Genomic DNA, 23,895 nt, shown 5'->3' with positions numbered 1-23,895 from the left:
TATGTTAAGCCTCTGCAATTTCTTGATTTTGGCCGACCACAACACTGTAGCTGGAGAACGTTTATGGGTAAGAGAGACGATCTGATCGCGCAATATGCTGATGATCTGAAAAACAAATGCGGTATGGAACCCGATATGGACCTGCTGACCAAGGTCACCATTGGTTGTGGTCCTGCGATCTATAATGCCGACGCCTCCACCGTTGCCTCCAGCCAGGAGAGCGAGCTGGAAACCGTCAAAGACAACTTCCTGATCAAAAAGCTGGGCCTGGCGGACGGGCCAGAGCTGATGGAAGCCATTGGCAAGGTTGTTGAGACCTATGGCAAATCCGAGCGCAACAAATATCGCGCCGTCGTTTACTACATGCTTACCAAGCATTTCGGCAAAGAATCCGTCTACGGCTGAGGTGGATTTGTCAGTATTTATATCCTAATATACTGTTTTAATTGTTTAAATTTCAGGGCTTTAGGATCCAGACACCCGGCAATATTGCCGGGTGTTTTGCATTTGAATGGTATTGTCCGGGCATTGGGTTTGCCAAAACAACTGCAAGTAAGCTACCACAGAGACACCAGCCAGGATGGCTAGGACGGAATTTTCATACGCGTGTGGTGGACTGTGGAGCACGCGGGGCGGAAGGGAAGATCCTACTGTTTGGTTGGATCTTCCCTTTTCTATTTTAAAGGCTTTGGGGCGCTGTTGTGACAGCCGACCCTGGCGCGGTTTTGCCCGGCCTGGTTGTCAGAACAGCGACAGCACCAGGCCGATAACAGCACAGGCCAAGGTGGCATAGCCACCATCAATCACTGTCAGTTTGACCGGGCGCCCTGCATAAAGGTTGTTCAGCGCAATCCAGGACGTGATGAAGAACAATCCCACGCCAAATCCCGCGACAACACCGGCCCCGGCGCTGCTGATTCCCGATATGGTAAAGACATGGCGCATCATGCCAGCGACAACCAGTTGCAACACAAAACCGATCGCAAATGTCAGCACAGTCTGGCCGCTTTCAGGCTTGCCATCGGTCCCGCGCCTTATCCCGGCGGCGACCATCCAGGGTTCTGCCAGGATCCCGTAATAGACCGCGCCCAGGGCAAAACCTGCTGCGGCGGCCACCAGAACATTCAGAATTTCCACAGTTACTCTCCCATAACCAGATCAGGTTATGGTCAAGATTGTCAGATCAGTCCGCTTCTGTCTGCCCCATGGCACAGACCAGCTGCCATTCCTCCGGGCTGACCGGTTGTACCGACAAGCGGGAGCTCTTGACCAGACTCATCTCTTCCAGGCGCGGGTCCGATTTGATTTGATCCAGAGTCACGAGCTGGGAAAAGCTGCGCACAGCCCTGATATCGACGCAGTCCCAGCGATCATCCTCGGCAGTACTGTCGCGATGTGCTTCGGCGCAGACCTCAACGATACCCACCACCGCTTTTTCCTTTTGCGAATGATAGAAAAAGCCCCGGTCGCCCAGGGCCATCTGGCGCATGAAGTTGCGGGCCTGGTAATTGCGCACGCCGTCCCATTCTTCGCCCTGCGCGCCCTTGTCTATCTGGTCCTGCCAGCTCCAGGTCGAAGGTTCCGATTTGAACAGCCAGTAGCGCATCAGCCGATGACTTTCTTCCAGGTGATCAATTCAACCGCCTCAAACAGACCGGCCTTGTTATACGGGTCCTCTGCGGCCCATGCCTCGCCCGCGGCCATATCCTCAACGTCGAGGATAACCAGTGATCCGGCCATTTCACCGTTTTGGTCCAGCAGGGGTCCTGCCTGTGCAACAACGCCGGTGTCTTCAATATAGGCAAGGTGCGCGGCGCGGTTGTCCACGCGGGTTTGCAGGTGATCCGGCTTGTCACGGGCGATCAGGGCTATCAGCATATTATTCCTCTTTCAAAGGGCGTGCCAGCAGTTGAGCGCCGGCAGTGGCAATCGTCAAGTCACCATTCAGTAACCCAACGACGGTCTCGGTCAGGGGCATATCCAGCCCCATAGTTTTTGCTTTGGCAGCGGTGGCGCGCGCGGTGGCGGCACCTTCGACGGTGATGCTTGGATCAAACCCGTCGCCCCGGCCAATGGACAATCCCAATTGATAGTTGCGCGACAGGGGGGAACTGCAGGTTAGGGTAAGATCGCCAAAGCCTGAAAGCCCGGCCAGGGTTTCCGGCTTTGCCCCACAGGCCAGCGCCATACGCTGCATTTCGGCATAGCCCCGTGTCATCAGGGCGGCGCGGGCGCTCTCGCCCAATCCGGCGCCAATGACGGCGCCACAGGCAATGGCGATGATGTTTTTCAGCGCCCCACCCAATTCGGCGCCGCTGGTGTCGGTGGTACGGTAAAGCCGCAGATTGGCGGTGGTGAGCTGCTGTTGCAGCTGGTGACCCAGCTCGGCATCACCGCAGGCCAGAGTCAGGGCCGTGGGCAGGCCCCGGGCAATATCAGCGGCAAAACTGGGGCCGGTCAGCAAGGCGGGTTTGGCAGCGGGCAGGACTTGGCTGATTACCGCAATGGGGCCAAGGCCGGTTTCCAGCTCTATCCCTTTGCAGCAGGCCACCAGCACCTTACCCGTCAAATCAGCGCGATGGGCCTGCAGCACGGAGCGCAGTTTTTGCATGGGGACCGCCAGCAGCAGCACCTCTGCCTCGGTCGCCTGGCTGAAATCACTGGTCGGGGTTAAACGCGCTGGCAAAGGGACATCGGGCAGGCGCGCTGTGTTGCAGCGCTGCCGCTGCATATCCGCCACCTGAGCACTGTCGCGGGCCCATAGGGTAACTGGCGTTTCCTTTGCCAGGGAAATGGCCAGGGCGGTGCCAAAGGCGCCGGCGCCCAGCACGGAAATTGTCATGCCTTGGCTCCTTTGCGGCCTGATCCCAGCATGGCGGGGCTGGTTTGATCCAGCGGCCAACGGGGGCGGGCGGTCAGATCCATGCCGTCACGCGCCCCGGCCCGGAACCGCTCTAGACCTGCATAGGCGATCATTGCGGCATTATCCGTACACAAGGCTAGCGGAGGCGCGGTAAACTGGGTGTTCAGCTCGTCACAAACAGTCTCTAACGCGGCGCGAATGGCGGTATTTGCCGCCACACCGCCGGCCACGGCCAAGGTCGGCGTGGTGGGGTTTTCCGCCAGGTAAATGGCCAGCGCCCGGCGTGTTTTGGAGGCCAGGACATCCGCCACAGCCGCCTGAAACCCAGCACAGAGATCGGCGCGGTCCTGCCGTGTCAGGCCGGATTTTTCATCGACAATCTGGTCGCGCATCCGCATTAGCGCTGTTTTCAGCCCGGAAAAGGACAGGTTGCAATCCTGTCGCTGGATCAGCGGGCGGGGAAAGCGGAAGCGTTTGGGGTCGCCCGTCTCGGCCTCTTTTTGCACCGAAGGACCACCGGGTTGCGGCAGGCCCAACAGTCGCGCGGTCTTGTCAAAGGCCTCGCCTGGGGCGTCATCAATGGTGCCGCCCAGCCGGGTGAAATCCTCGGGGCCACGGGCGATCAGATATTGGCAGTGACCGCCAGAAACCAGCAGCATCAAATAGGGATAGGCCACATCATCGGTCAGCCGCGGGGTCAGGGCGTGGCCGGCCAAATGGTTGACCCCCACCAGCGGCAGACCGGTGGCGGCGGCAATGCCCTTGGCACACATCACGCCAGACATCACCCCGCCAATCAGTCCCGGCCCGGCGGTAACGGCGATGGCATCCAGATCCTGCAGGGTTACCCCGGCAGCCTGCAGCGCATCTACTACGCAGAGATCCAGTTTTTCCGCATGGGCGCGGGCGGCAATTTCGGGGACAACACCGCCAAAGGCGCTGTGCAGTTCGGTTTGGCCAAAGACGATGGAAGACAGCACCTTGGCGCGTTTACCCGGCTCTTGCCGCACCACGGCGGCGGCAGTATCGTCACAGCTGCTTTCCAACCCCAAAAGTGTCAGGCTTTGTGTCATGGTCTACCCGTTGCATCAGATTGCTGGTGGAGCTAGCACCTATACGTGATGCAAACAATCCCAGGAGCCCAAAGCATGCCTGACGCCCCGGTCTCTGGATCCCGTAGCAAAATGCCCAAGGTTGCCCTGTTGATGACGCGGCCACAGGAGGGCTCTTTGCGGTTTGTGGCGCAGCTGCCTGCGGAGATTCTGGCACAGTTAGAGGTGATTCATGCACCGCTGATGCAGGTGACGCCGCTTGCCACAGCGGTTGACCTCACGGGCTACCAGGGCGTGATTTTCACCTCCGCCAATGGGGTGGCCGCTGCCCGTAGCGCCCCCGCCGCGCTGCCCGCCTTTTGCGTTGGGCAACGCACGACCCAAGCCGCTGAACAGGCAGGGTGGCAGGCGCGGTATTGTGGTGCCTCCGCAGCAGAGCTGATTGCGCATCTTGCCAAAGCCAGACCTGTCACGCCCCTGCTGCATCTGCATGGGCGCCATACCCGTGGCGATATAGCGCAAAAGCTGACCAGTGCTGGTCTGCCCTGTGAGGGGCAGGTGATCTACGATCAGCAGCTTTTGTTGCCCAGAGAGGAAGCAAAGCAGCGTATCCTGGCGCAAGACGCCGTAATAGCGCCGCTTTTTTCACCACGAACTGCGCGGCATTTTGCCTGTCTGGGGCTGGATCAAGTTAATTTGTCTTTGATTGCGTTGAGTCAGGCCGTTGCGGCTGAGCTGAAGGGTTTGAACTACAAGGACTTGCAGGTAAGTAGGACGCCAGATGCCAGTAGTATGGCTGTGATGGTCCGCGATGCCGCAGTTCGATTGACGCACCTTGAGGGTGGCAATCCGGCGCAGTAGGGTCGGGGCATTGTAGGGCGTTTAGGTGATTTGAGAATCGAGGGGAGGCCGGTGTGGCTGACAAGACAACTGCGGATGAAGTGACCAAGCCTGCGGCTGGCACGCAGGACCCTGGGGCAAAAGATGCACCAATCTCTGAAACAGAGAGCGCGGTTGCTGAGGATCAGATCACAGCCGAGGGGGTTGATCAGGACGCGGATGACGCGGTGATCTCTTCTGAGACTGAGACTGAGACTGAGACTGAGACTGAGACTGAGACTGAGACTGAGACTGAGACTGAGACTGAGACTGAGACATCAGAAGATATCGTCGAGGCCAAAGACCAGGAAGACGTGTCTTCTGACGTGACTACGCCCCCCGCAGCTCAGCCCGAAATTGAACGCATCATCGAAAAACGCGGTGGCTTCGGCGCGGCGCTCCTGGGTGGGGCCGTGGCCGCTGTCTTGGGTTTTGCGGTTGGCCAGGGCGGGCTTCTCAACTCGGTATTGCCGAGCAGCCTGCTGGGATCCGCTGGCTTTGATAAGGCTTCTTATGAGGCCGATATGGCGGCTCATGCAAAGGAACAGGCGGAGATCAAGGAGCAGCTTGCTGCGCTGCAGGGGCAATTGGGCGGTCTTGATCTGCCAGATCTGGCGCCTTTGCAGACCCGGCTTGATGAGCTTGAAACTACTGTAGAAACCCTGCGCGATGATCCGGCATCCGGATCTGCAAGTGCAGATGAAATCGCCGCTTTGACCGCCAGATTGGATCAGATTGAGGCGCGCCCGCTCACCGATGCGGCCTCCCCCGAGACGGTTGCCGCCTTTGAGGGCGAGTTGGCCAAGCTGCAACAAAGCCTGGCCACCCAGCGGTCTGAGGTCGAAGACATGCTGGCTGAGGCCCGTCTTACGGAACAGGCAAGTTTGGAATCGGCGCGTATTGCCTCGGCGCAATTGGCCTTGGCCAAAATTCGCATCTCGCTGGATGCCGGCGGCAGCTTTGCCGCGCCATTGGCTGAGTTGCAGGGATTGCAGGTCTCGGTTCCTGCCGCCCTGTCCGGCAGCGGTGACGCCGGTGTGATCCCGCTGTCTGGCCTGCAGGCCAGCTATCCGGCCCTCGCCCGCGAGGCATTGGCCCTGGCGCGGCAGGACAGCGCAGGAAGCGGTAGCCTGATGGACTACGTCAACCGCCATCTGGGGGCCCGTTCGGTAACGCCACAAGACGGCGACGGGGCGGACGCCGTGTTGTCCCGCGCCGAGGCTGCTTTGCAGTCCGGCTCAATCGCCGATGCACTTGCAGAGGTAGAGACCCTGCCCGCGCCCGCCCGCGCAGTCTTTGCTGATTGGCTGGCCTCCGCGCAAACTCGTCTGGCAGCGATCGCCGCTGTTGATCAACTGGCCCAAAGCCTGAACGCAAAATAAGGAAGCCGCCATGCTCTGGTCATTGTTGAAAATTCTGGTCTTTGTTGCCCTCGTGGCCTTGCTTGCCTTTGGAGCGGGTATTCTGATGGAAACTGCAGGCGGGGTGCAGATCACCGTAGCGGGGACCGAATACACCCTGGGGGCGCTGCAATCGGTGCTGGCGCTGGGTCTGTTGGTGCTGGGGGTCTGGATCTTCCTGAAGCTGCTGACCCTGCTGATCGCCACGCTCAAGTTCCTCAACGGGGACGAAACGGCGATGTCGCGCTATTTTGACAAGGGACGCGAGCGCAAGGGCTATCAGGCGCTGTCCGATGGTATGATGGCGCTGGCCTCTGGAGAGGGGCGTCTGGCGCTGACCAAGGCGTCAAAGGCGGCGCGGTATCTGGATAATCCGGAACTTACCGACCTGTTGACGGCGCAGGCGGCGGAAATGGCCGGCGACACGCATAAGGCCGCAGAGGCCTATAAGCGCCTGCTGAGCAATCAGACCACCCGCTTTGTCGGGGTGCGCGGCATCATGAAGCAAAAGCTGTCCGAGGGGGACAGGGACACCGCGCTGCAATTGGCCGAAAAGGCCCTGGCACTGCGTCCCAAACACGAAGAAGTTCAGGACACGTTGCTGCAGCTTCAGGCCCAGGCCGAAGACTGGGCGGGGGCGCGTAAAACCCTGTCCACCAAGCTGAAATCGGGCACGCTGCCGCGCGATGTGTTTAAACGTCGCGATGCGGTGCTGGCGCTTTCCGCTTCTCGTGGGGTTATCGACGAAGAGGCAACAGTCGCGCAGCGCGAGCAGGCCATTGAGGCCAATCGACTATCGCCCGATCTGGTTCCGGCAGCGGCGATGGCGGCGCGAGCCTATCTGGCGCAGGGCAAGAAACGCAATGCAGTCAAGGTGTTGAAAAAGGCCTGGGAGGCACAGCCGCACCCGGACCTTGCCCATGTCTTTGCCGAGGTTGAGCCAGAAGAGACGCCTGCGCAGCGGGTGAAACGTTTTGACCAGCTGGCGCGGCTGAAGCCACAGGATGACGAAACCCGGCTGGTCATGGCCGAGCTGCATATCGTCGCCGAAGATTTCCCCGAGGCGCGCCGCGCGTTGGGAGATCTGGTGGAACGGGCGCCGGATGCGCGGGTGCTGACGCTGATGGCGGCGATTGAGAAAGGCGAGGGCGCTGACAATGCGGTGACCCAGGCCTGGCTGGCGCGGGCCTTGACGGCGCCGCGGGGGCCGCAGTGGCTGTGCAACAACTGCAACCATATCCACGCCGATTGGGCGCCGGTTTGTGAACATTGCACCAGCTTTGACACCCTGAGCTGGCAACGCCCGGAAACCCCAGAGGTCGCCAGCGCCACCGGTGTCCATATGCTACCGCTGATCACCGGCGCAGCAGCTGCAAGCAACGCGGCCTCGGGCGCTGTGGTGGTGCAAGACATCGTTGATGTTGAGGAGATCGATGCCAGCGCTGAGGCTGATAAGGCGGATGACAGCGCCGGTTCAGAAGAAGGCGGCGAGGCCCAAGCCAAAGCATAAAGACTTCACAAAGCAAACCGGGGGTGCAGGCGCGCAGGTGCCAGTTGGCCCCCCGGTTTCTTCCCCGTAAGCCATCTGTTTGGGTATAGTCCAGATTTACGCGGTGTAAGTCTGGACAGATACTGCTGGCTTGGCTCTGCTGCCACCCACAGGGTTGTAAGGGGAGGAACGCAATGAAATTTGACTATGTAATTGTTGGAGGTGGCTCTGCCGGGGCGACATTGGCTGCCCGTTTGAGTGAGGATTCTGCCACCACGGTCTGTCTGATTGAGGCCGGCGGTAAGGGGGACGGTATTCTGGTGCGCGCTCCGGCTGCGGTTGTTGCGATGCTGCCGGGGCGACCCAAGATCAACAACTGGGCCTTTGAAACGGTGCCGCAGCCGGGGCTGAATGGCCGCAAAGGCTATCAGCCACGGGGCAAGGCCCTGGGCGGGTCGAGCGCCATCAATGCCATGCTCTATGTTCGTGGCCATGCCAAGGACTATGACGAATGGGCCGATCTGGGCTGTGACGGCTGGAACTGGGACGCGGTGTTGCCCTATTTCAAGCGAGCCGAAAATAACGAGCGCGGCGGCGATGCGGTGCACGGGGACAGCGGGCCGCTGCAGGTCAGCAATCAGAAATCCCCACGCCCCATCACCCGCGCCTTTGTCGAGGCCGGTCAGGCGCTGCAGATCCGCGAAGTCGCCGATTTCAACAGCGGCGATAACGAGGGCATTGGCGAATACCAGGTCACCCAGTTTCATGCCCAGGATAAAAACGGTGAGCGGTGCTCGGCGGCGGCAGCCTATCTGCATCCGGTGATGGACCGCTCCAATCTGACGGTGCTGACCAAAGCCCATGCCACCAGGGTGCTGTTTGAAGGCAAGCGCGCCACCGGCATTGCCTATCACCAGGGGGGACAGGACAAAGAGGTCATGGCGCAGCGCGAGGTGCTGCTTTGTGGGGGCACATTCAATTCTCCGCAACTGCTGCAACTGTCGGGCGTTGGCCGGGCTGAGGATATCGAACCACATGGCATCAAGATGCTGCACGAGCTGCCCGGAGTGGGCCAGAACCTGCAGGATCATCTGGATTTCACCCTGGCCTACAAAAGCAAGGATCGCGACAACTTTGGCATATCCCTGCCGGGCAGCCTGTCTTTGCTGAAACATATCGCGAACTGGCGGTCTTCGGGCCAGGGCATGATTGCCACCCCCTTTGCCGAAGGCGCGGCCTTTCTCAAGACCGAAAGCCATCTGGAGCGCGCGGATATACAGCTACATTTTGTCATCTCCATCGTGGATGATCATGCGCGAAAACTGCATATGGGCCATGGGTTTAGTTGTCATGTCTGTGTGTTGCGGCCAAAATCGCGGGGTTCGGTCGGGCTGACCTCCGGTGATCCCATGGCGCCGCCGCGCATTGATCCGCGGTTCCTGTCGGATCCCGAAGATCTGGCCGTGCTGATCAAGGGCGCGCGCAAGACGCGACAACTGATGCAAACCGCGCCGCTGTCGGGCTACATCCACAAAGAACTCTTTATCAAAGAAGAGCCGGATGACGCAGCGTTGGAGCAGCACATCCGGGCGCGCTCGGATACGATTTATCATCCGGTGGGAACCTGTAAGATGGGGCAGGACGACATGGCTGTTGTCGATCCGGATTTGAAGGTGCGGGGCCTGGCGGGGCTGCGCGTTGTAGATGCCTCTGTGATGCCGCGGCTGATCGGGGGGAATACCAACGCCCCCACCATTATGATTGCAGAAAAGGCTGCGGATCTGATCCGTGGCCATGCAGCGCTGGCTGCAGAATAATTTGGAGGAGACAGGCGAAATGCTTGGCAAGATGATGCACAATCCGCTGACGATCAGCTCTTTGATTGAACATGCGGGGCGCTATCACGGCGAAACCACAGTGACCTCGGTCGAAACCTCTGGGGAGGTGGTGCATTCCAGCTGGGGCGAGGTTGAGGCCAACGCCCGCAAACTGGCCGCCGCGCTGGAGCGTCTGGGCGTGGCCCAGGGGGACCGTTGCGGTACCATTGCCTGGAACAACCAGCGGCACCTGGAAATCTATTTTGGTGTCGCCGGCGCCGGTATGATCTGCCATACGATCAACCCGCGCCTGAAACCGGAGCAGCTGATTTATATCATCAATCATGCTGAAGATCAGGTCTTGTTCATTGATGCCACCTTTGTGACCGCGGTGGGTCAGCTGAAGGAGCACTTCAAAACCGTCAAACACATTGTGCTGATGGGCCCGCGCGATGAAGCCGCCGCCGAGGCTGTGCCGGGTATCCTGTTCTATGACGAGCTGATTGCCGCCGAAGGTGATGCGTACAGCTGGCCAGAGCTGGATGAAAACATGCCGTCGAGCCTGTGCTATACTTCGGGCACCACCGGCAATCCCAAAGGGGTTCAATATACCCACCGCACCACCGTGCTGCACTCGCTGGGGGGCAACCAGCCGGATGGGCTGGCGATCTCGGCGCGGGATACGGTGATGGCCGTGGTGCCGATGTTCCACGTGAATGCCTGGGGCGTGCCCTATATTGCCGCTGGTGTTGGCGCCAAACTGGTGTTGCCAGGGCCAAACCTGGACGGCGAAAGCCTGGTCAAGCTGATCGACGGTGAGCAGGTGACCCTGGCGCTGGGCGTTCCAACCATCTGGATGGGACTGTTGCAGGCACTGGAAAAGACCGGCAGCAAGGCCGAGAGCCTGACCCGCACCGTTGTGGGGGGCTCGGCGCTGCCAACGGTGATGATCCCGGCCTTCCGCGACAAATACGGGGTGGAGCTGATCCATGCCTGGGGCATGACGGAAACCAGCCCGTTGGGAACGATGAACCATCTGCTGCAAAAGCATCATGATCTGTCCGACACCGAAAAAGGCGCCATCCGCGAAGGCCAGGGCCGTCCACCCTATGGGGTCGAGCTGCGTATTGTCGACGAATCAGGCCATGTGTTGGCCAATGATGGGGAAACCCAGGGTGAGCTTCAGATCCGTGGCCACTGGATTATCGACACCTACTTTGGCCAGGACAAAAGTGCCCTGACCATGGATGGCTGGTTTGACACCGGCGATGTCGCCACCATTGACGGCGATGGCTACATGATTATCCGCGACCGCTCCAAGGATATCATCAAGTCCGGCGGCGAGTGGATTTCGACGGTGGAGCTGGAAGATATTGCCATGTCGCACCCCGGTGTAGCGCAGGCCGCTGCCATTGCGGCGCAGCATCCCAAATGGGATGAACGCCCGGTGGTGATCGCAATCAAATCTGACGCGGATCTGACCGAGGCTGATCTTCTGGCCCATTATGAGGGTCGTGTGGCCAGCTGGCAAATCCCGGACAAGGTGGTTTTTGTGACTGAACTGCCGTTGGGCGGGACCGGTAAGGTGCTGAAGAATAAGCTGCGCGAATCGTTTGGCTCTATCCTGATTGAGTCCTAACAGAACTGACCTGCGCCCCAGCAGCCAAAGCCGGGGCGCAGTCATCTACCTTTTTTGTCCGCAGCCCTGACCCTAGCAGGGCACTGGGCTATGCCACCTCCCTGTTTATAAGCCTTAACTGCCGGCAAGTTTAATTGTTAAGGGCCAGTTAGCACCCCACCTGATATTCCATGAATGGGTGAAAAATAGTGGTGGTGGATATGAGCGCACAAAATGGTATGGCGCCTATTATCATCAAGAAGAAAAAAGTCGTTAGTGGCGGTGGCCACCATGGGGGCGCCTGGAAGGTGGCCTATGCAGACTTTGTGACAGCCATGATGGCGTTCTTCTTGTTGATGTGGCTGTTGAACGCAACAACTGAAAAGCAACGTAAGGGTCTGGCGGATTACTTTTCGCCATCGATTCCGCTCAGCCGGATTTCTGGTGGCGGCAATGGTGCCTTCCAGGGCGACAGTATGTTTACCGAAGACATCCAGCCGCAGTCCGGCACGGGGGCTTCTGACATCAATCCGATGGATGCGCAGAAAGCCCAGGGTCAGACCGGCGTCAGTGATGCCGAGAAAGCCGAGGAAGACAGCAAGTTCCGCGCCATCGAAGAGCAGCTTCAGGGCCGCGGTGGTGAGAGCATGGTTTCGGTTGAGATGTCACGCCACATCATTACGCGTGTCACCGATGAAGGTCTGATTGTCGAGCTGTTTGAGACAGATGGGGTCAATCTTTTTGCCGCCGGTGGCGCGGAGCCGACTCCGTTGTTCCGTGACCTGGTGCGCATGGTGGCGCGGGTGAGTGGCAGTGTGACCAATAACATTGCGATCAGCGGGCACATTCAGTCGCATCCGGTTGTGCTGGCACAGAATCCGGTTTGGGAAGTGTCTCATAACCGGGCAAATGTTACCCGAACTCTGCTCGAATCGGGTGGTATGAAATCCAGCCGAATCCATCGGATTACGGGGCATGCGGACAGAAAACTGGCAGTGAAAAATCCGATGGCGGTCCGGAATAACCGGGTGGAAATCATCCTCTTGCGTGAATGAACCCTATATAACTCACCCTCGGGCGGCGCAGTATAAATTGCATTTTATCTGTTAGCCGCCCGTTAAGTGCTGATGCGCTAGCTGTTGCTCCAAGAACGACTTATTGCAGCAGAAAGGCGCAACATGACCATTTCTTCCGCCCTGAATGCCGGTGTTTCCGGATTGAGTGCAAACGCGAGCTCTTTGGCCGCAATTTCGGACAATATCGCGAACTCCTCCACAAGCGGGTACAAGAGAGTAGAGACAGACTTCCAATCCATGGTGGTCGGCTCTTCTGGCGGCAGGTATTCTGCGGGCGGTGTTTCCGCCAGCAATATGCGCCTGATTGACCAGCGCGGACCTCTTGTCGGAACCAACAATGCAACCGATCTGGCTGTAAGTGGCCGTGGCATGTTGCCCGTCGCCTCCCTGACCGAAGTGCAGGGCGACAATGGGTCTCCAACCATGTTGATGACCACAACCGGGTCCTTCCGCACCAATGACGAAGGTTATCTGACGACAAAATCAGGTCTGGTCCTGCTCGGCTGGCCTGCCAACCCGGATGGTACAGTGTCAGACGGTCCACGCGACACAGCCGAAGGGCTGGAGCCGGTTCAGTACAACATGAACCAGCTGACGGGCGAGCCGACAACAACTGTTGGTCTGGGGGTGAACCTTCCCGCCACTGATACCGAGGCCGGCAGCGCGGGTACTGTGCGCAACATGACGGTTGAATATTATGACAACCTTGGCAGCTCGCAGACACTGGGCATTACCTATACGCCAACGGTTCCTGCAAGCGGCAGCTCGAACGAATGGACCATGCAAATCACCGATAGCGCCTCTGGCGGCGCGGTGATTGGCGAATACACCATGACGTTCAATGACAGTCGTACTGCGGGTGGTTCACTTGCCTCGGTCACGGCGGTTTCGGGCGGTGCCTATGATCCGGCAACCGGCAGCATTGTGGTCAATGTTGATGGCGGGCCGATGGAAATCAAAGTCGGCACCATTGGTGAGAGCGATGGGTTCACCCAGCTTTCTGATACCTTTGCACCGGCTTCGGTCACCAAAAACGGTTCCGAAGTCGGCACCATGGTTGGTGTCGAAGTTGACCCGCAGGGCTATCTCCGCGCCAACTATGATTCCGGTGCCAGCCGTGTGATTTACAAAATCCCACTGGTGGATGTTCCCAATCTGAATGGTCTGAAGTCGCTTGATAACCAGACCTATCTGCCCTCGTCGGACAGTGGATCCTACTTCCTGTGGGACGCGGGTGACGGACCAACAGGGGAAGTTGCCTCTTATTCGCGGGAAGAATCAGCCACCGATGTGGCGACCGAACTGACGGATATGATCAAGACGCAGCGGGCCTATTCTTCCAATGCCAAAGTGATCCAGACCGTCGATGAGATGCTTCAGGAAACCACCAACATCAAGCGATAAGCGTCGCTGATACTTTGACTCCGGCTTAGAAAGAGCGCCTGACATGTCTATCACAAGTGCACTTAACTCCGCGATGACCGGACTGACCGCGAATGCGCGGCTGTCCCAAGTAACTTCGGAGAACCTGGCCAATGCGCTAACGCCTGGCTACTCCTCTCAAAAGCTGAACCTGTCCACCAGCCAATATGCGGCTGGTGTCAGGATCGGGGATGTGGAGCGCAATGTTAATCCGGCATTGCAATCCACCACCCGCAAGGCGGAAGCTGAATATGCTAAGATCGGAGTCTACTCGGATTTCTATTCCCGGATGTCCAACTTTGTTGGCACCGTGGACGACAATATGTCGATCTCTACGCAGATCTCAAACTTTGACGCGGCATTGGTCGAAGCAACCTCACGCCCGGATTCCACCGAGCGGTTGCACGATCTTTCGGTAAAGGCGAACTTGATTGTTCAATCCATTACTGACGCAGCCGACGGGTTGAACAATCAGCGGCTTGCAGCTGAATCCTCGATTGATCTTCAGGTTGACCAACTGAACAGCCAGTTGAAAGAACTGGAAAAGCTGAATGCCCGTATTGTTGTTGCTCAGGCGACAGGTGGTAGCACCACAGCAATGGAAGATCAGCGAGATCTGTTGATTGATACCGTGAACCAGGCGATCCCGGTCAACGTCGTGCAGCGGGATCAGGGCCGGGTTGCTCTGTTCACCGTTGGGGGTGTCGCCTTGCTGGATGGTCGGGCATCAGAGCTGAGCTTTGACGCCAAGCGCACAATCGAGCCACAGATGACCCAGGACAACGGGTTGTTGTCAGGGCTGGAGATCAATGGCCTGGCGATGGATACCTCTATCAACGGGCCGTTGCGGGGCGGCACCTTGATTGCGGCCTTTGATATTCGCGACAATGTCGCGGTTGAGGCGCAGAATGATCTGGATGCCGTAGCCCGCGATCTGGTGGAGCGCTTCCAGGATCCGGCGTTGGATGCCACTATTGGCCTGACCGATGCGGGGATCTTTACCGACAGCGGCGGTGCCTTTGATCCCGCTGATACAGTGGGCCTGGCGGCGCGGCTGGAATTGAATGATCTGGTGGCCATGGACGGTCAGGCAGAAACCTGGCGTCTGCGGGATGGGCTCTATGCTGCCACCGAAGGCGATCCCGGTGATGCCAGCCAACTGATCGCCTATTCAGAAGCCATCAGCGAAAACCGGACGGTTTCGACCACCAAGTTGGGCACAATTTCTTCGGATCTCAACACGCTGAGCGCCTCTCTTATGTCGCGGTTTGCCCGAGACAGTGACAGCGCCAACAATTCGCTAAGCTTTGCTGCCACCAGTTACACCGAGCTGGCTCAGGCAGAGCTGGCCCTTGGTGTTGATTCGGACGCCGAGCTGCAAAACATGATGCTCATCGAGAATGCCTACGCAGCAAATGCACGCATGCTGTCGACCATTGATGACATGATGGAATCTCTTCTGAGGATATAATGAATGATCTATAATTCCTACGGCGACCTGACCACTCATAGTTTCCTGCGCAATCGCAATGCGGAACTAAAGCTGGATCTGGCGACGCTGTCACAAGAAGTTTCCACGGGCAAAAAATCAAACCTGACTGCAGAGTTGGGCGGTGACTTTTCCTATCTGGCCGATATCGAAAACAATCTGAACCGGATCGAAAGCCAAACCGTCGCCACCAACGAAACGAAACTCTTCGCCCTGAGCATGCAGAGTAATCTGTCGCGTATTCAGGAAGGAACGCAGCTGATGCGTGACGACATTATTTCTGTCTCCACCACGCTGAACGCGGCCGACGCGGAGCAGTTCGCCAAGGAGGCCAGTCGTCAGTTGGACGCGGCAATCAGTTCATTGAATGGTTGGGCTGGTGGACGCAGCCTGTTTTCCGGCACGGCGACGGGAACATCACCGCTGAATGATGCCGACACAATGATGAGTGAACTGGTGCTTGAAACGGCCGGTCTGACCGATGCGGCCGATATTATTCAAGCGGTGAAAGACTGGTTTGCAGACCCCGCCGGATTTAACACGTTGATGTACAATGGGTCGACCACCGATCTTTCCCCGGTCGAAATTGGCGATGGAGAGACGGTATCGCTGTCTCTGCGGGCCGATGACCCGGACCTGACCCATTCCTTGCAGAGCTTTGCGATCCTTGCCCTGATGGATGAACCCGGTCTGGCGCTGTCAGATGAAATCAAAATCGACATGACCCGCGCAGGCATGACTGAAATGGCTGACAGCAGCTCTCGTTTGGTTGAGGCGCAGGCGGATATCGGCTTTATGGAATCTCAGCTCGAACGGGTCAGCACGCGCAATCAGGCCAGTAAAACCAGCCTCGGCCTGGCCTTCAACGACATTGTTCTGGCCGATCAGTATGAAGTTTCCTCCAAGTTGAAGTCGACAGAGACCCAGTTGGAAATCCTTTATACGGTGACTGCGCGCAGCGCCCAACTCAGCCTTGTAAAGCACATGTGATGATGAAATTTTTTCGCCTTTTGATCGCCTGCCTGCTGCTGCCGACTTTGGCGCAGGCCAATGCAATTCGCCTCAAGGATCTTGTCGAATTCGACGGGGTGCGCGGCAACGATCTGGTAGGCTACGGTCTGGTGGTGGGTCTCAATGGAACCGGGGACGGGTTGCGAAACTCGCCCTTCACCGAAGAGATCATGACCAACATTCTGGAACGTCTCGGGGTCAATGTAACCGGCGAACAGTTCCGGCCGAAAAACGTGGCAGCGGTCTTTGTGACCGCAACCCTGCCGCCCTTCGCCCGTGTTGGCGGCACTGTGGATGTTACGGTGTCGGCCATTGGTGATTCCAAAAGCCTGCTGGGTGGCACCTTGATCATGACGCCGCTGAACGCCGCTGACGGTCAGATCTATGCGGTGGCGCAGGGAACTATTCTTGCGGGGGGGGCCGTTGCCGAAGGCGATGGCGCCAGCGTTACCCAGGGGGTTCCGACCTCTGGCAATATCCCTTCGGGGGCGCGGGTAGAGCGCGAGATCGGTTTTGATCTGTCGTCGCTGTCGACCATGCGTCTGGCCCTGCGGGAGCCGGATTTTACCACCGCAGAGCGGATCGAACGCGCGGTGAATGATGAATTTGGCCGTGGCGTTGCATTGATGCGCGATTCCGGCACTGTCGAGATCGACATCAAACGCACCAATGCGCGCTCAACCGCCCATGCTGTCGGGCGGATGGAAAATCTTTTGGTGGAACCGCAGCGCAAGGCCCGTGTGGTAGTTGATCAGCGCTCCGGAACCATTGTGATGGGCAGCGATGTGCGGATTTCTCGGGTGGCGGTGGCTCAGGGCAACCTGACGCTACGGATCGAAGAGGCACCGCTGGTGTCACAGCCAAGTCCCTTTACTGATGGCGAAACAGTGGTGGTGCCGCGTACCAATGCAGCCATCGACGAGGAAGAAGGCGTGCAGCTGGCTGAGGTGCGCGAGACCACATCCCTGTCAGAGGTGGTCGCAGGTCTCAATGCGCTGGGCGTGTCGCCCCGTGACATGATTGATATCCTGAAAAGTCTGAAAGCCGCAGGTGCATTGCACGCCGAGTTTGTGGTGCGCTAAGCCACGACAGACTGCCTAAGCTACAGAAGAAAGTCCCGGATCGTCGCAGACGGTCCGGGACTTTTTATTTTGAGGTTTTAGATCTTCAGATCACGCTGCCAATAGCGCAGCCCGCAGCATAAGGCATTGCCCGACATCAAAACGGGTCACCGGCATCAGCGCTGTCCCCATTGTGGAAAAGGATCTGCCATATCGGTCCAGGCATCGGGGTGGAAATCCGTTGTATTGACCAAGGCGTCATTCAGCCGGGCACTGATGGTTTCACGCTCCAGCCCGGCGCCAATGAAGACCAGTTCCTGGCGCCGATCCCCCCATGGCTCTACCCAGTTGCGGGCAATTTCAGCCTGCGCCTGTGGGTGGTCGGGCAGGCGGTCTTGCGGTACCGAGGCCCACCACCGGCCCAGGGGAGCCACTGAAGACAGCGCCCCGGCGAGGCTGAATTCGGCCGCCCAGTCTGGCCGGGTGGCGATCCAGAAATGTCCCTTGGCACGGATCACCCCCGGAAGTGCACCGTTCAACACCGCATGCAGTTTTTGCGGATCAAAGGGCGCACGGGCGTGAAAGGCGAAGGATTCGATGCCGTATTCTTCGTCCTCGGGGGTGTGGTTGGCAAAGCCATACAGCTCTTTTGCCCACATGGGGTGTTCATGGGCGGTGTCAAAGTTGAACAGGCCGGTGTCGAGAATGGCATCAGCCGCCACGTCAGAGCGATCGGTTTCGATAATCCTGGCGTCACCATTCAGGGCACGGATGATCTTGCGCGCGTTTTCTGTGCGGGATGCGCCTGCATCTGTAACCTTGTTGAGGATCACAACATCGGCAAATTCGATCTGTTCGGTGAGCAGGCTGACCAGACTGCGGTTGTCTTCTTCGCCCAGCGATTCGCCGCGGTCGTTGAGAAAGTCATGGCTGGAGAAATCCTGTAAAAGGTTCACCGCATCAACCACGGTGACCATAGTGTCGAGCCGTGCCACGTCAGACAGGCTTTGGCCCTGGTCGTCGCGAAAATCAAAGGTCGCCGCCACGGGCAGCGGTTCTGAAATTCCGGTGGATTCGATCAGAAGATAATCAAAGCGGCCTTCCTGGGACAGTTTGCGCACCTCTTTGAGCAGGTCATCGCGCAGGGTGCAGCAGATACAGCCATTGGACATTTCAACCAGGGTTTCTTCGGATCGCGACAGTTCGGTGCCCTCGCGGACCAGATCGGCATCGATGTTTACCTCAGACATGTCGTTGACGATGACGGCAACCCGCCGCCCATTGCGGTTGTTCAAGACACGGTTGAGCAATGTGGTTTTGCCTGCCCCAAGAAAGCCGGACAGAACGGTGACGGGAAGGCGGGTATCGGATTGGGAGGTGTCGCGCATGGAACAGGGATCCTCGGCTTTTTGCTAGGCGGGTGAAAGGGATGAATAATCTAATGATGTTATATCATAACATTTGCAAGAAAATTCTGTACCGCCAAAACAATCTTGGGCAAAGACCAGCGCACACAGGACAACAGCCCCGGCACTGGGGCCGGGGCTGTAAGCGCAGAATGCTGTAGGCACCCTGTGGGATTTATGTCTTATTTTAATGGCTAGGGATAATAGCTGCGCACCAGGGCAGTTGCGATCAGGCTCCAGCCGTCGGCGACCACAAAGAACGCCAGTTTGAACGGCAGCGAGACCACCGCCGGTGGCACCATCATCATCCCCATCGACATCAGCACCGCAGCCACCACAAGGTCAATCACCAGGAAGGGCAGAAAGACCAGAAAGCCAATCTGAAAAGCGCGGGCAATTTCAGACAGCAGAAAGCTGGGGATCAGCACGGAAAGCGGCGCCTCCGGGCTGGGATTCATGGCTTCCATATCGGGGCGCAGATCGGAAATCGCATAGAAGGTATCGGGATCCAGACGATTGGCCATAAAGGCACGAAAGGGTTCCAGCCCCCGCATCAGGCCGGTTTCAATGTCGATCTGTTCTTCGATCAGAGGACTGATGCCGACCTGCCAGGCCTCGGTAAAGACGGGTTCCATGACAAAATAGGTGAGAAACAGCGCCAGGCTGATCATCATCATATTGGGTGGCGCCTGCTGCAGGCCCAGACCCTGGCGAAGGATCGACAGAACCGTCACCAGGAATGGGAAACAGGTGATCATGATCAGCAGACCAGGGGCCAGGCTGAGCACGGTGATCAACAGGATAAGCTGGATCGAACGGGCCGAGATAGATTGCCCCTCGGCGAGCGACAGGCTCAGCTCCTGCGCCATTGCCGCCTGCGGCAGTATCAGGGCTGCGCAGGTGACAACAAGAGTGAGGATTAGGGCTGTGCGTGTCATCCCAGGCCGTTTTGCAAATCGGCGATCTCGGTCAGGCGAACCGCCAATTGACCAGCCTGATCGCCTTCCATTTCTTCGAGCTGACCCCGGGCGACCAAACGGTCCCCGACATATAGGTCAACGGGATCCTCGACGCGTTTATCCAGCGCCAGAATTGAGTTCTCACACAGACCCACGAGGTCGCGGACCAGGGGGCGGGCCTTGCCAACTGAAACCACCACCTCGACGGGAACAGAAACAAATGGGTTGCTGGCGTCGGTGGCCTGCTTCTTGAGATCGTCGGCGTCATCCATACTGGCTGTCCTCTCTAACGTGGTAGGTGAAGGCTTCTATTGAGTCCTGAATGGATTCAACCAGCCCCGAACTGTTGATTTCGCGTTCCGAAGTTCCGGCCCGCAGATAGGCCTGCCCCGGGGCCAGGTTTTCGTCTTCCTGGACCTGAACCGGAGTGGCAAAGGAATCGGGTAGCAGGGAGCGCACAGCAGTCCCCTCCCCGGGCGACACAAAGATGCTCATCGGTTGATCCGTGTGCATCTTGGCCATGTCGGTCATTTGATCGACGATATGGTGGCCAAAGGTCGCTGCCATGGTATCGGGCAGCACGGCACTGGTCAGGACCTTGAACATAGGGTCCAGCGATTCGATCAGCTGTGCCTGCGCTTCTTTGTAGGTGAAGTTCAGATCCTCCAGCGAACTCGTCAAAGTGGCTGAAATATGTGCTGTCTCTTTATCCTTGGCCGTCACCGCATCGTCCCAGCCGGCGCTGTAGCCCTTTTCATAAGACACAGCCCGTTCTTCCTCGATCAGCTCTTCCGAGAGTTCCGGGAAATCCGTTTGTTGAACGAAGGTTGCAGGACTAAAATCTTCTAGTAGGTGGGTAATTCCCATCAGACCCGTTCCTCATTTTCTTCCAGCCATCCGCGCAGGATCTGGACAGTTTCTTCTTGGCGTTCGCCAATCATTTCACGCAGGCGATCAACCGGGTTCTCGCCGCCACCTCCGAGGGCTGGCAGGCCACCCATGTCGCCCATGCCACCCATGTCACCCATGCCGCCGAACTGGCCGCCGCCATCCTGAATTTCACCATCCAGGGCGATATTGGAGCCAAGGTCCGGGTTCATCATAAAGTCCCCCATACCAGGTGCTGTTCCCATGGCGGGCAGGTCAGGCAGCCCCCCCATTGGGTCCATACTCGGGGCGCCAAGCGCTGGAACGCCTTCGCTTTTTCCTGCCAGAATTGGCCGGACCACAAAGAGACCGAGAATCAGGGTCACAATGGCAAGGGCTGCCATCTGAATAAGCCCCATGGCGTCAAAGTAGACGTTGTCCATAAAGGAGGAGGTGGCCTCGGTGCCCTGGGGTTCGATGCTGGGCAGATCCATCGACTTAAGGGTAATGACATCGCCGCGGGCCTCGTCAAACCCGATCGCCGCCGAGATCAGCTCGCGCAGGGCGCCCAGCTCTTCTTCGGGGCGCGGTTCAAACACAGATTCGCCCGCGTCATTTGTTATCGTCTGACCATTGATCAGGACCGCAACGGTCAGGCGTTTGATTGCACCTGGGCCGCGGATGATTTCCTTTTCGGTCTCGGAGATTTCATAGTTCACCCGCTCACGCGTTGCAGTGGTGTTGTTCTTTGACCCCTGGCCCGAAGCGGCATCCCCATCCGGGATATTCGAGGCCACGGTGACCTCGCCGGATTGGTTGCTGGACACATCGGCACGTTCTTCGACATCTGTACTGATGGCGACACGGCTGGCGGGATCAACATGCTTTTCGCGGATCGATTCGGTGTCGGTGACGGTATCGACGCTGACCTCGACCACGGCATTGCCGTGACCCACGCGGGCCTCAACCAGGCGCATGACCCGATCCCGAATCGATTGTGAGCGATCATCGGTTCCAGCACCGGCAGCAGCCGCGGCTTCAGGAGATCCGATCAAAGACCCATTGGCATCAATCACAGCAACATTATCCACCGCCAGTCCGGTGACGGCGGAGGCAACCAAAAAGCGAATCGCATTGGCCTGGGCTGGGGTAATCGGGGATCCCAGAGGCACGACGGATACGGAGGCTGTTGGATCCACAGTGCGTTGAAAAGGATTGGCGCCAGTATTGGCAATATGGACGCGGGCCTGGCTGATATGGGGGCTGGCAACGATGGTCCGGGCCAGCTCTCCTTCTTTGGCGCGCCAGTAGGCCGCATCAAACATCTGCGATGTTGTGCCAAACCCGGTTAGCGAATCGAGCAGCTCGTAGCCACGACCGCCATTTGCAGGCAGGCCTTCGCTGGCCAGTGTCATGCGCAGCTCATCGCGGCGATCAGCGGGGACATATATAGAGCCACCGCGAACTTCGTATTGTGTATTGGCCTGTTCCAGTGACCGTACTACATCCCCAGCCGAGCCAGCTTCGAGCCCAGCATAGAGTAATTTCATGGTTGGCTTGCTCGCCACATGGGACATGGCAAACACACTCGCAATCACCGCTACTGTGGCGCCAACCACAATGAGCCGCTTACGCGTATCCAACCCGGTCCAGACATTCTTGATCTGCTGCACTTTAACCTCCGTCGCACCGGCATTCTGTCCGGCGTGATCCCTTTTTGACCGAGGGGCCTTAACATTCGGTTAGTTCCTCAGGGGTTATGAAGGCTTTGCACGACGTTTTAGGGAAAGCCATGACAGACGCTGTAGTGAATGCGGAAGAAGACGCACCGGGTAAAAAAAGCAAACTGCCTCTCATCATTGGGGTCGTCCTTGCACTTGCAGGCGGCGGTGGTGGTTTTTTTGCAGTTTCGTCAGGGCTTCTTCCCTTTGGTAAATCCGCAGAGTCCGAAGAGACTCATGCGGCTGTAGAAGCGCCAGAAGGCGTAGATAGTGGTGAGACGGCGGAGGATATCGCCAAGCTTGCCTTCATCGAGATGGAACCAATTGTGATTACGCTGCGCAAAGCAAGCGGCATCAAACACTTGCGGTTCAACGCACAATTAGAGGTGGACGCGCTCCACCAGGCCGAGGTCGAAAAAGTCCTCCCCCGTGTAGTCGATGTACTGAATAGCTATCTTCGCGCTCTGGAGCTGGAGGATCTGTCTGATCCGATGGCGCTGCCAAGGCTGCGCGCGCAGATGCTGCGGCGAATCAACATAGCCACCGGACAGGGGCGTGTGCGTGATTTGCTGATCATGGAATTCGTACTGAACTAGGAGAACGGGATGGACCTTATTGCTGATATCCTGCTTGCGGCGGGGGCCCTTGGGGCCGGATTTTACTGTTTGGTGCTTTCGCGCCGGTTGAAACGGTTCAATGACCTGGAAAAGGGCGTCGGCGGAGCCGTTGCTGTACTTTCCTCGCAAGTAGATGACTTGAATAAATCTTTTGCCTCGGCGCGGCAAATCACTGAGGGCTCGAGCCAGGCGCTGGATCAGCTCACCGGGCGGGCCGAATCGGTGGCGCAGCGGCTGGAACTGATGATGGCTTCGATGCATGACATGCCGGAAGCAAATGTCGCAGCCCCGCAGCCCCGCCGGGCTGTCGCCCCTGATGCGGAAGAAAACGATGCTCTGGCTGTTGCCTATGAGACCGAAGCCGCCCCAGAGGCCGCAGTAGAGACACAGGCAGAAGATCCAAACAAAGCGGCCGGCGTTATGTTTGTGCGTCACAACCGCGATAAGAATCGGGTGGCGTGATGACTGCAAAACAGCCAAAGACCAAAAAGCAAAAGAAGCCAGGTCGTAGCCGGAGCAGCGCCTTGTTCTTGTTGTCGCTGCTTTTGATCGGCTCGGCGCTGGTGCGTCTGGGCATGGAGGCCGGTCCGGCAATCGCGCGGGAAGTTTCCAATCTTCAGAACGGCGAAGACCAAGAGCCCGCCCATGGCGGCCAGATGCAAAGCCAGGGCATGCCGTCTTCTGCTGAGCTGCAGGCGATGCTGGCAGCCTTTAAGGAGCGCGAAGCGGCGCTTGAGCTGCGCGAAGCTGAAATCGAAGACCGCATGAAGGCTTTGGGAATCGCTGACGATGCCATTGACCGGAAACTGGCGGCCTTGGAGAAGGCGGAAGAAGAGCTGCGGACAACATTGGCATTGGCCGATGGCGCCACAGAGGCTGATGTTGACCGTCTGACCACTGTTTATGAACAGATGAAACCAAAAGAATCGGCAGCACTGTTTGAAGAAATGGATCCCAATTTTGCGGCGGGTTTCCTGGCACGTATGCGGCCAGAGGCTGCGGCTGGTATCATGGCCGGTCTGAGCCCGGAAGCAGCCTATACAATCAGCGTTGTGATGGCTGGACGTAACAGCGGAGTTCCCAAGGAATAACTTGGGCTTCGCGCTCAGGCTTTCTTAATCCGACTCGCCTAAGTTTAGAAAAAGCAA

The 23,895-nt window shown here is 58.1% G+C and carries 24 protein-coding genes; 14 read left to right on the top strand and 10 right to left on the bottom strand.

Going from position 1 to position 23,895, the window contains the following annotated elements; all coding sequences use genetic code 11:
- Positions 1–63: 63 nt before the first annotated feature.
- Positions 64–405, top strand: a complete 342-nt coding sequence (locus JZI28_RS19685) for a DUF2853 family protein (protein ID WP_295449324.1) — start codon at positions 64–66, stop codon at positions 403–405.
- A 336-nt stretch (positions 406–741) separates the two neighbouring features.
- Here the strand turns inward: JZI28_RS19685 and JZI28_RS19680 are convergent, their stop codons facing one another.
- From JZI28_RS19680 to tsaD, 5 genes are read right to left on the bottom strand one after another with little or no spacing between them, the layout of a single operon-like run.
- On the bottom strand, positions 742–1,137 hold the full coding sequence (locus JZI28_RS19680; RefSeq protein WP_375698696.1) for a DUF1761 domain-containing protein: 396 nt from the start codon (positions 1,135–1,137) through the stop codon (positions 742–744).
- A 46-nt stretch (positions 1,138–1,183) separates the two neighbouring features.
- Positions 1,184–1,606, bottom strand: coding sequence for an EVE domain-containing protein (locus JZI28_RS19675; RefSeq protein WP_375698695.1), 423 nt, complete (start codon positions 1,604–1,606; stop codon positions 1,184–1,186).
- Positions 1,606–1,878, bottom strand: coding sequence for a YciI family protein (locus JZI28_RS19670; protein ID WP_295449315.1), 273 nt, complete (start codon positions 1,876–1,878; stop codon positions 1,606–1,608). The genes JZI28_RS19675 and JZI28_RS19670 overlap by 1 nt, the downstream gene beginning before the upstream one ends.
- A gap of 1 nt (position 1,879) precedes the next feature.
- Positions 1,880–2,842 (bottom strand): NAD(P)H-dependent glycerol-3-phosphate dehydrogenase, encoded by a 963-nt coding sequence (locus JZI28_RS19665; protein ID WP_375698694.1) that lies wholly within the window; start codon positions 2,840–2,842, stop codon positions 1,880–1,882.
- Positions 2,839–3,936, bottom strand: coding sequence for a tRNA (adenosine(37)-N6)-threonylcarbamoyltransferase complex transferase subunit TsaD (gene tsaD / locus JZI28_RS19660; RefSeq protein WP_348153942.1), 1,098 nt, complete (start codon positions 3,934–3,936; stop codon positions 2,839–2,841). Before tsaD ends, JZI28_RS19665 begins: the two co-directional genes overlap by 4 nt.
- Before the next feature lie 75 nt (positions 3,937–4,011).
- Here tsaD and JZI28_RS19655 point away from each other — a divergent pair, with 75 nt between their 5' ends.
- From JZI28_RS19655 to JZI28_RS19610, 10 genes are all read left to right on the top strand, one after another.
- Positions 4,012–4,776, top strand: a complete 765-nt coding sequence (locus JZI28_RS19655; protein WP_375698693.1) for a uroporphyrinogen-III synthase — start codon at positions 4,012–4,014, stop codon at positions 4,774–4,776.
- Positions 4,777–4,829: 53 nt separating this feature from the next.
- On the top strand, positions 4,830–6,176 hold the full coding sequence (locus JZI28_RS19650) for a COG4223 family protein (RefSeq protein ID WP_375698692.1): 1,347 nt from the start codon (positions 4,830–4,832) through the stop codon (positions 6,174–6,176).
- Between the two features lie 10 nt (positions 6,177–6,186).
- On the top strand, positions 6,187–7,704 hold the full coding sequence (locus tag JZI28_RS19645) for a heme biosynthesis protein HemY (protein WP_375698691.1): 1,518 nt from the start codon (positions 6,187–6,189) through the stop codon (positions 7,702–7,704).
- A gap of 173 nt (positions 7,705–7,877) precedes the next feature.
- A complete protein-coding gene (locus JZI28_RS19640) occupies positions 7,878–9,500 on the top strand; it encodes a GMC family oxidoreductase (protein ID WP_375698690.1) in 1,623 nt (540 codons plus the stop codon).
- Between the two features lie 19 nt (positions 9,501–9,519).
- Positions 9,520–11,139: a long-chain-fatty-acid--CoA ligase gene (locus tag JZI28_RS19635; RefSeq protein ID WP_297339318.1), complete on the top strand. Its 1,620-nt coding sequence runs from the start codon at positions 9,520–9,522 to the stop codon at positions 11,137–11,139.
- A 200-nt stretch (positions 11,140–11,339) separates the two neighbouring features.
- Positions 11,340–12,173, top strand: coding sequence for a flagellar motor protein MotB (locus JZI28_RS19630; protein WP_375698689.1), 834 nt, complete (start codon positions 11,340–11,342; stop codon positions 12,171–12,173).
- Between the two features lie 123 nt (positions 12,174–12,296).
- Complete coding sequence (locus tag JZI28_RS19625; RefSeq protein WP_375698688.1) at positions 12,297–13,598, top strand: flagellar hook protein FlgE; 1,302 nt, start codon at positions 12,297–12,299, stop codon at positions 13,596–13,598.
- Positions 13,599–13,641: 43 nt separating this feature from the next.
- Entirely contained in the window at positions 13,642–15,087 is a 1,446-nt protein-coding gene (gene flgK / locus JZI28_RS19620) for a flagellar hook-associated protein FlgK (RefSeq protein ID WP_375698687.1), read from the top strand.
- Between the two features lie 3 nt (positions 15,088–15,090).
- Positions 15,091–16,095, top strand: a complete 1,005-nt coding sequence (locus JZI28_RS19615; RefSeq protein WP_297339320.1) for a flagellin — start codon at positions 15,091–15,093, stop codon at positions 16,093–16,095.
- Between the two features lie 2 nt (positions 16,096–16,097).
- Entirely contained in the window at positions 16,098–17,198 is a 1,101-nt protein-coding gene (locus tag JZI28_RS19610) for a flagellar basal body P-ring protein FlgI (protein ID WP_375698686.1), read from the top strand.
- Between the two features lie 155 nt (positions 17,199–17,353).
- On the opposite strand, the gene JZI28_RS19605 is transcribed toward JZI28_RS19610, so the two are convergent.
- The 5 genes from JZI28_RS19605 to fliF form a co-directional block, all read right to left on the bottom strand.
- Entirely contained in the window at positions 17,354–18,565 is a 1,212-nt protein-coding gene (locus JZI28_RS19605) for a GTP-binding protein (protein ID WP_375698685.1), read from the bottom strand.
- 212 nt (positions 18,566–18,777) lie between these two features.
- A complete protein-coding gene (gene fliP / locus JZI28_RS19600) occupies positions 18,778–19,521 on the bottom strand; it encodes a flagellar type III secretion system pore protein FliP (protein ID WP_375698684.1) in 744 nt (247 codons plus the stop codon).
- Positions 19,518–19,814 carry a FliM/FliN family flagellar motor C-terminal domain-containing protein gene (locus JZI28_RS19595; protein ID WP_295449270.1) on the bottom strand — a complete coding sequence of 99 codons (297 nt, stop codon included), beginning with the start codon at positions 19,812–19,814 and terminating at the stop codon, positions 19,518–19,520. Before JZI28_RS19595 ends, fliP begins: the two co-directional genes overlap by 4 nt.
- A complete protein-coding gene (locus JZI28_RS19590; RefSeq protein WP_375698683.1) occupies positions 19,807–20,409 on the bottom strand; it encodes an ABC transporter ATP-binding protein in 603 nt (200 codons plus the stop codon). Before JZI28_RS19590 ends, JZI28_RS19595 begins: the two co-directional genes overlap by 8 nt.
- Complete coding sequence (fliF, locus tag JZI28_RS19585) at positions 20,409–22,082, bottom strand: flagellar basal-body MS-ring/collar protein FliF (protein WP_295449265.1); 1,674 nt, start codon at positions 22,080–22,082, stop codon at positions 20,409–20,411. Before fliF ends, JZI28_RS19590 begins: the two co-directional genes overlap by 1 nt.
- A gap of 119 nt (positions 22,083–22,201) precedes the next feature.
- Between fliF and fliL the strand changes: the two genes are divergently transcribed.
- The 3 genes from fliL to JZI28_RS19570 are packed head-to-tail and all read left to right on the top strand — an operon-like array spanning position 22,202 to position 23,838.
- Positions 22,202–22,726 carry a flagellar basal body-associated protein FliL gene (gene fliL, locus JZI28_RS19580; protein WP_295449262.1) on the top strand — a complete coding sequence of 175 codons (525 nt, stop codon included), beginning with the start codon at positions 22,202–22,204 and terminating at the stop codon, positions 22,724–22,726.
- Positions 22,727–22,735: 9 nt separating this feature from the next.
- A complete protein-coding gene (locus JZI28_RS19575) occupies positions 22,736–23,209 on the top strand; it encodes a hypothetical protein (RefSeq protein WP_297339323.1) in 474 nt (157 codons plus the stop codon).
- Positions 23,209–23,838, top strand: coding sequence for a MotE family protein (locus tag JZI28_RS19570; RefSeq protein ID WP_375698682.1), 630 nt, complete (start codon positions 23,209–23,211; stop codon positions 23,836–23,838). Before JZI28_RS19575 ends, JZI28_RS19570 begins: the two co-directional genes overlap by 1 nt.
- Positions 23,839–23,895 lie beyond the last annotated feature (57 nt).

This window comes from Pseudophaeobacter sp. TrK17 (genome assembly GCF_042192375.1).
Taxonomy (GTDB): domain Bacteria; phylum Pseudomonadota; class Alphaproteobacteria; order Rhodobacterales; family Rhodobacteraceae; genus Pseudophaeobacter.
This window is presented reverse-complemented; position numbering and strand designations above follow the sequence as displayed.

What these genes read in the sequence shown, in the direction of transcription:
- JZI28_RS19685 (WP_295449324.1), top strand. Translation starts at nt 64, where the DNA reads ATGGGTAAGAGAGACGATCTGATCGCGCAATATGCTGATGATCTGAAA.
- JZI28_RS19675 (WP_375698695.1), bottom strand. Translation starts at nt 1,606, where the DNA reads ATGCGCTACTGGCTGTTCAAATCGGAACCTTCGACCTGGAGCTGGCAG.
- JZI28_RS19670 (WP_295449315.1), bottom strand. Translation starts at nt 1,878, where the DNA reads ATGCTGATAGCCCTGATCGCCCGTGACAAGCCGGATCACCTGCAAACC.
- JZI28_RS19665 (WP_375698694.1), bottom strand. Translation starts at nt 2,842, where the DNA reads ATGACAATTTCCGTGCTGGGCGCCGGCGCCTTTGGCACCGCCCTGGCC.
- tsaD (WP_348153942.1), bottom strand. Translation starts at nt 3,936, where the DNA reads ATGACACAAAGCCTGACACTTTTGGGGTTGGAAAGCAGCTGTGACGAT.
- JZI28_RS19655 (WP_375698693.1), top strand. Translation starts at nt 4,012, where the DNA reads ATGCCTGACGCCCCGGTCTCTGGATCCCGTAGCAAAATGCCCAAGGTT.
- JZI28_RS19645 (WP_375698691.1), top strand. Translation starts at nt 6,187, where the DNA reads ATGCTCTGGTCATTGTTGAAAATTCTGGTCTTTGTTGCCCTCGTGGCC.
- JZI28_RS19640 (WP_375698690.1), top strand. Translation starts at nt 7,878, where the DNA reads ATGAAATTTGACTATGTAATTGTTGGAGGTGGCTCTGCCGGGGCGACA.
- JZI28_RS19635 (WP_297339318.1), top strand. Translation starts at nt 9,520, where the DNA reads ATGCTTGGCAAGATGATGCACAATCCGCTGACGATCAGCTCTTTGATT.
- JZI28_RS19630 (WP_375698689.1), top strand. Translation starts at nt 11,340, where the DNA reads ATGAGCGCACAAAATGGTATGGCGCCTATTATCATCAAGAAGAAAAAA.
- JZI28_RS19625 (WP_375698688.1), top strand. Translation starts at nt 12,297, where the DNA reads ATGACCATTTCTTCCGCCCTGAATGCCGGTGTTTCCGGATTGAGTGCA.
- flgK (WP_375698687.1), top strand. Translation starts at nt 13,642, where the DNA reads ATGTCTATCACAAGTGCACTTAACTCCGCGATGACCGGACTGACCGCG.
- JZI28_RS19615 (WP_297339320.1), top strand. Translation starts at nt 15,091, where the DNA reads ATGATCTATAATTCCTACGGCGACCTGACCACTCATAGTTTCCTGCGC.
- JZI28_RS19610 (WP_375698686.1), top strand. Translation starts at nt 16,098, where the DNA reads ATGAAATTTTTTCGCCTTTTGATCGCCTGCCTGCTGCTGCCGACTTTG.
- JZI28_RS19605 (WP_375698685.1), bottom strand. Translation starts at nt 18,565, where the DNA reads ATGCGCGACACCTCCCAATCCGATACCCGCCTTCCCGTCACCGTTCTG.
- fliP (WP_375698684.1), bottom strand. Translation starts at nt 19,521, where the DNA reads ATGACACGCACAGCCCTAATCCTCACTCTTGTTGTCACCTGCGCAGCC.
- JZI28_RS19595 (WP_295449270.1), bottom strand. Translation starts at nt 19,814, where the DNA reads ATGGATGACGCCGACGATCTCAAGAAGCAGGCCACCGACGCCAGCAAC.
- JZI28_RS19590 (WP_375698683.1), bottom strand. Translation starts at nt 20,409, where the DNA reads ATGGGAATTACCCACCTACTAGAAGATTTTAGTCCTGCAACCTTCGTT.
- fliL (WP_295449262.1), top strand. Translation starts at nt 22,202, where the DNA reads ATGACAGACGCTGTAGTGAATGCGGAAGAAGACGCACCGGGTAAAAAA.
- JZI28_RS19575 (WP_297339323.1), top strand. Translation starts at nt 22,736, where the DNA reads ATGGACCTTATTGCTGATATCCTGCTTGCGGCGGGGGCCCTTGGGGCC.
- JZI28_RS19570 (WP_375698682.1), top strand. Translation starts at nt 23,209, where the DNA reads ATGACTGCAAAACAGCCAAAGACCAAAAAGCAAAAGAAGCCAGGTCGT.